General features: G+C 64.6%; 1 protein-coding gene. It reads right to left on the reverse strand.

The features are described 5' to 3' along the window. Positions 1–95: 95 nt before the first annotated feature. Positions 96–285: SURF1 family cytochrome oxidase biogenesis protein (locus EN851_RS35830; RefSeq protein ID WP_281041142.1), on the reverse strand; the 190-nt coding region annotated here is incomplete at its 5' end.

Raw genomic sequence — 285 nt, forward strand, 5'->3', positions numbered from 1 at the left:
ACGCAATTCCGGACGGAAAACCGCTCACACTTTTCCTGGAATTGCTCAAGGGCGAAATGAGGCGTGCAGCCCTGCCCTGTCAAGAGCGGCCGCGCTCAACCTTCCTTCGCCGGGCGGCGGAGCCTCAGGATCAGCACCGCGGCAAGGGCGGCGGCCAGGCCATACCAGGTGACGGCATATTGCAGGTGGTTGTTCGGCAGATCGATGATGGTAACGCCGCCGACCGGCAGACCGCCGGGATTGGGCGTCCTGTCGGCATCGATGAAGAACGGCACCAGCCCGGCG

Source organism: Mesorhizobium sp. M8A.F.Ca.ET.208.01.1.1 (genome assembly GCF_004791315.1).
Lineage (GTDB): Bacteria > Pseudomonadota > Alphaproteobacteria > Rhizobiales > Rhizobiaceae > Mesorhizobium.